This window comes from Arthrobacter sp., assembly GCF_030540645.1.
In the GTDB taxonomy this organism is placed as follows: domain Bacteria; phylum Actinomycetota; class Actinomycetes; order Actinomycetales; family Micrococcaceae; genus Specibacter.
This window is the reverse complement of sequence record NZ_JAUNVV010000033.1, coordinates 28,170-32,952: the sequence shown is the minus strand read 5'-3', so window position 1 is coordinate 32,952 and position 4,783 is coordinate 28,170. Positions and strand designations below refer to the sequence as shown.

The following is a 4,783-nucleotide window of genomic DNA, read 5'->3' as shown; positions in this document are numbered from 1 at the left end:
GGGCCTTGGGGCGGGGGGCCCCGGGGGGGGGGGGGGCGTTCAATAGCACCCCCCCGCCCCCCGCCGCCCCCGCCGTCGACTCAAGGCCGGTCAGTTTGGCACGCCGCTAAACCTCACGGACTCGAGCACCTCACACAGTTGACTGCAGGGCTGCTCGTTCTGCCTAGCGCCCGCCAATCACTCCCTTCTCGACTGCTTTGGTGACGGCATCGGCTTCAGCCTGGGTCAGCGTCCCGGCCTTGACGGCCGCATCCAGCTTTGCGGTCAGGGCCGCTGCCCGCTTGGTTTGGTTCGCTGCGCGGAGTTCACCCAACGCCGCAGTGACCTTGGACTCGTCGATGCCCAGCGAGCCAGCCAAGGACTTGGCCAGGGCCGCATCCTGCTGTGCACGATCCGGCCTTGTTCCATCTGCGGGACGCGCAGCCGACTTGTAGGCCTTCCTCAGCGACTTCAAGGCATCGCTGATTTTACTTTCATCTACTCCCAGCTTCTGGGCCAAGCCCGACGCCAGGTCTCCAGCGCCGCCTCGATGCCCACCCTGACCGCCGTGTTCAGCCGGAGCTGACTGGACGGCACCCGTGGTTGCCGACGGGGTACTGGTCGGTGAATCCGCAGCGGAAGCAACTCCGGCCACGCCCAGTCCCGCAACCAGTGCCAAGGCCGCGGCGGAAGTGCCAAGTGCCGTTATTTTTCTGATAGCCATGTGTATTCCCTTCGGTGGACGCCGGAGCGGCACCATTGGATTTCCGGCATGCACCGCCGGCTCACTTCAACCGTGCACGTTGCTGATTTGCCGGAACTGTTCGCAAGCTATCAGTCTGCTGTGAAACGCCGCCCGAAGCGTCCGGGATCCCGGCTAGACCTTGCGTTCCCCGGCCCTCCACACCCCGGCCGTCAACGGAATCCCAGGACGGTACGCCAAATGTGTGGCCGAAGGCGCCTTGAGCATGTGCAGGTCGGCACGATGGCCCACCGCCAGCGAACCAACAGCACGCTGACCGTCAGCGTCAACTCCTGTTTCACGCCCCAGGGCCAGCGCGCCACCGAAGGTGGAGGCCCGCACGGCCTCGTGCACGCTGAGCCCCATCTGCAGCACGGCGGTCGTCACGCAAAACGCCATGGAGGAAGTGTAGGACGTGCCTGGATTGCAATTCGATGCAATGGCCACCGGCACCCCGGCATCGAGCAGCGCCCGGGCAGGTGCCAGAGGCGCCCGAGTGGACAGATCGCACGCTGGCAGCACGGTGGCGACAGTCCCACGAGTCCCTCCGCCACGTCCCGCGTTGGCATCCCCATCCCAACCCGACCAGGACTGCGCAAGGCGGGACACGTCGTCGTCCGTCAAAAAGTTCACGTGGTCAACGCTGGCCGCACCAAACTCCACGGCCAGCGCAACCCCTTCGCCGTGCCCCAGCTGGTTCCCGTGCACGCGCAGCCCCAACCCAGCGGCACGGCAGGCCTCCAACACCTTGCGGGACTGCTCCGGAGTGAAAGCACCACGCTCGCAAAACACGTCGGCCCACTGCACATAGGGCAACACGGCAGCCAGCATGTCGGTGCAGACAAGATCCGTGTAGCTGTCCGCGTCTATGCCAGCCGGAACAAGGTGCGCGCCCAGGAACGTGACAGTATCGGCGACCGTCGAGGCGATCCTGGCGCTGCGCCGTTCATGCTCCACGTCCAGTCCGTAGCCGGTTTTCGTCTCCAGGAACGTGGTGCCCTGCGAAAGAGCCTCTGCCACGCGGCCCAGCCCCTTCCGGGTGAGGTCGTAGTCGCTGGCGGCGCGGGTGGCCTCCACGGACACGGCGATGCCGCCCGCGCTGTAGCTCTCCCCCGCCATACGCGCCTCAAACTCTGCCGTCCTGTCCCCCGCGAAGATCAGATGCGTGTGCGAATCCACCCAGCCGGGCAGCACCGCACGGCCCTGCGCGTCGGTGCGGGTATCGGCGGCCGGGGCCTTGGCACTGGGCCCGATCCACGCAATCCGCTCCCCCTCCACCACCAGCGCCGCATTGGCCAGCGTGCCAACCTCCGCGTCCTGGCTCATCAATTCACCAATGTTCTCGATCAGTTCGCTCATGCCCCAAGCGTACGACGGCGGCTGCCGCGGCGGGTGCCCACGTCCGGCCACGTGTCCGGCAGGGCAGACACGGCCGGGCGGTCAGTGTGCCCTTGTACCCGTGTGCCCGTGTGGTTGCCGGGATGAACCGGGAGGGCGGAGAATGGTGGTTATGACCTTTGTTTCCCTTCTGGGCTTTGCTGGGCTGTGCCTGATGCTGGCATTGATTCCCGGGCCCGACACGTTCTTGATCCTGCGGATTTCCTTGAACCGGGCCAGCGCTGGCATTGCCGCGGCTGCGGGGTGCGGGCTCGGTGCCGTGATGTGGGGAGCCTTGGTTGGCTTTGGTTTGGCGGCGCTGTTGGAGCAGTCAGCTGAAGTGTTCAGGCTCGTGAAGATTGCCGGCGGGTTGTACCTGATGTACTTGGGTGTTTCTGCGCTGATCAAGGCACGCAAAGCCCGCAAGGCCGGCGTCGTCGATGGCTCCTCCGGCCACGCGCCACTCACGTTCAGCCACCGCGGAGCCTTCGGCGCCGGTGCACTGTCCACACTGTTGAACCCCAAGGTCGGCTTGTTCTACCTGGCCGTGGTGCCCCAGTTCATCCCGCCAGGCGGCAACACCCTGGGCATGGCCATGATCTTGGGCCTGACGCTGGCCATCATCGGCTTCCTCTATCTGGTGGTCATCGCCATGGTGGCGTACAAGACCATGAAGTGGTTGAAGAAGCCCAAGGTCAACAGGATCATTGAACGCATCAGCAGCTCCATTCTTGCTGTTTTGGGCGCCGGCGTCGTGGCCTCCGGAGCCGCGAGTTAGAAACGCGCCGCCCGCTTGATGATGGCAAACTGACAACCTCACGGAAACGGTGTTGGACATGACTGGATCGACAGATGTGGCCGCAATGCTGCGCACGCTGGAAGTGGTGGCGCTTCCGGACGAATATGTGTACGCGAGCCTCCCGGCCGATCATCCTGCCATCCGCCTGGCCAAGGCCACCATCACTGAAACGGAAGGGCTGACGGCCGTTCTACTCCGGTCCGACGCTGATTCCCTCAACGTGGACTACGACTACGTTGCAGCGTGGCTGACTTTGTCCGTCCATTCCTCCCTGGAAGCAGTCGGCCTCACCGCTGCGTTCTCACAAGCCCTTGGCCAGGCAGGCATCAGCGCCAACGTCCTAGCCGGTTTTTACCACGACCATGTTCTGGTCGCCGCGCCGGACCGCGCGCGCGCCATTAGCGTGCTGCACGGGTTACGGGGCTAGGCGATCGGGCGGTCCGTGCGCCAGCCGCCGGTCTTCGCCGCGAAAGTTTCCGCATTTTCCGTCTCAATGGCCTCTAGCACAAGCCCTGCAGCGTACTCGGCGGTGTCCGGAACCATTCCAGAACGGCTCGTATGACCGACCCGGCCCCCGCCAAAGTTTGTATCGGTGATAAAGGGGTAGACAAGACAGACCCGGATATTGTCCGGCGCCAGTTCAGCACGGGCTACCTGGCTGAGGTTGTTCAGCGCGTGCTTACTGGAGGAATACGGGCCGACTCCCGGCAACGTCCGCAGCGTGGTGCCGGAGCTGACGTTCACGATGACCCCACCGCCGTGCTCACGCATCAGCGGGGCAGCAAGCTGCATGGCCTGCAGCGCCCCCACAACGTTGAGGTTGAGCAGGTCCCGGTACTCATCAAGGTCGGCATCCATGAGGGGTCCGTGCATGGCGCGCCCGGCGTTGTTGACGAGGATATCGAGGTGCCCAAAATGTCGGTGGGTTTCCATCACCATACGGCGCACGGCATCTGCGTCGCGCATGTCCGTTTCCAGGGCCAGTGCACCGCCCAGCTCACCGGCCAGGGTCTCGAGTACGGTTCCCGTTCTGGCGGCCAGCGCCACTCGCGCACCCTTCTGCGCCAGCATCCGGGCCAGCGCCATTCCAATCCCACTTGAAGCACCCGTCACGAGCGCGACCTTTCCTGCAACGATCATGGCAATCACTCCTTATTCCGCACCTTCCACGATAGTCCCGCCTGGTGACAATGGAACCGACGTTGTCGGCTGAAATCTGGAGGTCGGTGCCGCCCCAGCTGGTCAGTCACAAGTATCGCGAGATCTGCTCAGCCCCCGGTGTCAGCCCAGCCCCGCACGTTGGGGGCTGAGCGCGGCAGCCAGCGCCCCGTCGTCGTCCGTGAGCGTGCCCGTGATGAGTGCGGCAGCCAAGCCCGCGAGCGCGGCGGATGTTTGGATGCCGTAGCCGCCCTGCCCGGCCAGCCAGAAGAAATTCGGCACGTCGGCGTCAAACCCGACCACGGGCAGGCCGTCGACCGGGTGTGTGCGCAGCCCCGTCCAAGCGCGTACGACGCCGGTGATCCCCACCCTGGTGACGGCGCCAATGCGGGAGATGAGTTCGCTGATGTCCGCATCCACCACCTGCGCGTCCCCCGGCTCGGCAGGGATCGACTCGCACGGGGAAATCAGCAGGTGCGGGCCGTCGGGGCGGAAGTAATACGATTCATCGGTTGGCTGCACCATGGGCCCGCCAGGGTTGAAGGCATGTTCGGTGGACACGATGGCGGCGCTGCGCCTGTGCGGCACCAACCTGCGGGAACGCACCCCGCCCAGCTGCGCCACGGTGTCTGCCCATGCCCCGGCGGCGTTCACCACCATGCTGGCCGTGAGACTCCGTTCCCCCGCCGCCACGGAAAACCCGGCACTGCCGTGCGGAACGACTGCGA

General features: G+C 65.3%; 6 protein-coding genes. 2 read left to right on the top strand and 4 right to left on the bottom strand.

Features of this window, described 5'->3' with window-relative positions; translation table 11 throughout:
- Positions 1 to 163: 163 nt before the first annotated feature.
- Positions 164 to 703 carry a hypothetical protein gene (locus Q4P21_RS08225; RefSeq protein WP_303388300.1) on the bottom strand — a complete coding sequence of 180 codons (540 nt, stop codon included), beginning with the start codon at positions 701 to 703 and terminating at the stop codon, positions 164 to 166.
- A 153-nt stretch (positions 704 to 856) separates the two neighbouring features.
- A complete protein-coding gene (gene hutI, locus Q4P21_RS08220; RefSeq protein ID WP_303388299.1) occupies positions 857 to 2,080 on the bottom strand; it encodes an imidazolonepropionase in 1,224 nt (407 codons plus the stop codon).
- 151 nt (positions 2,081 to 2,231) lie between these two features.
- On the opposite strand from hutI, the gene Q4P21_RS08215 reads away from it, so the two are divergent.
- Positions 2,232 to 2,876 carry a LysE family translocator gene (locus Q4P21_RS08215; RefSeq protein WP_207344474.1) on the top strand — a complete coding sequence of 215 codons (645 nt, stop codon included), beginning with the start codon at positions 2,232 to 2,234 and terminating at the stop codon, positions 2,874 to 2,876.
- Between the two features lie 58 nt (positions 2,877 to 2,934).
- Positions 2,935 to 3,324 carry an ACT domain-containing protein gene (locus Q4P21_RS08210; RefSeq protein ID WP_303388298.1) on the top strand — a complete coding sequence of 130 codons (390 nt, stop codon included), beginning with the start codon at positions 2,935 to 2,937 and terminating at the stop codon, positions 3,322 to 3,324.
- Here the strand turns inward: Q4P21_RS08210 and Q4P21_RS08205 are convergent.
- The gene (locus Q4P21_RS08205) at positions 3,321 to 4,037 is read right to left on the bottom strand and encodes an SDR family oxidoreductase (protein WP_303388297.1); all 717 of its coding nucleotides are present in this window, start codon (positions 4,035 to 4,037) and stop codon (positions 3,321 to 3,323) included. The two genes, Q4P21_RS08210 and Q4P21_RS08205, sit on opposite strands and share 4 nt — an antisense overlap.
- A gap of 141 nt (positions 4,038 to 4,178) precedes the next feature.
- Positions 4,179 to 4,783 (bottom strand): FAD-binding oxidoreductase (locus Q4P21_RS08200; RefSeq protein WP_303388296.1); only part of this gene is annotated, 605 nt, incomplete at its 5' end.

Coding starts and splice junctions, on each gene's coding strand:
- Q4P21_RS08210 (WP_303388298.1), top strand. CDS start 2,935: ATGACTGGATCGACAGATGTGGCCGCAATGCTGCGCACGCTGGAAGTG.
- Q4P21_RS08205 (WP_303388297.1), bottom strand. CDS start 4,037: ATGATCGTTGCAGGAAAGGTCGCGCTCGTGACGGGTGCTTCAAGTGGG.
- hutI (WP_303388299.1), bottom strand. CDS start 2,080: ATGAGCGAACTGATCGAGAACATTGGTGAATTGATGAGCCAGGACGCG.
- Q4P21_RS08215 (WP_207344474.1), top strand. CDS start 2,232: ATGACCTTTGTTTCCCTTCTGGGCTTTGCTGGGCTGTGCCTGATGCTG.
- Q4P21_RS08225 (WP_303388300.1), bottom strand. CDS start 703: ATGGCTATCAGAAAAATAACGGCACTTGGCACTTCCGCCGCGGCCTTG.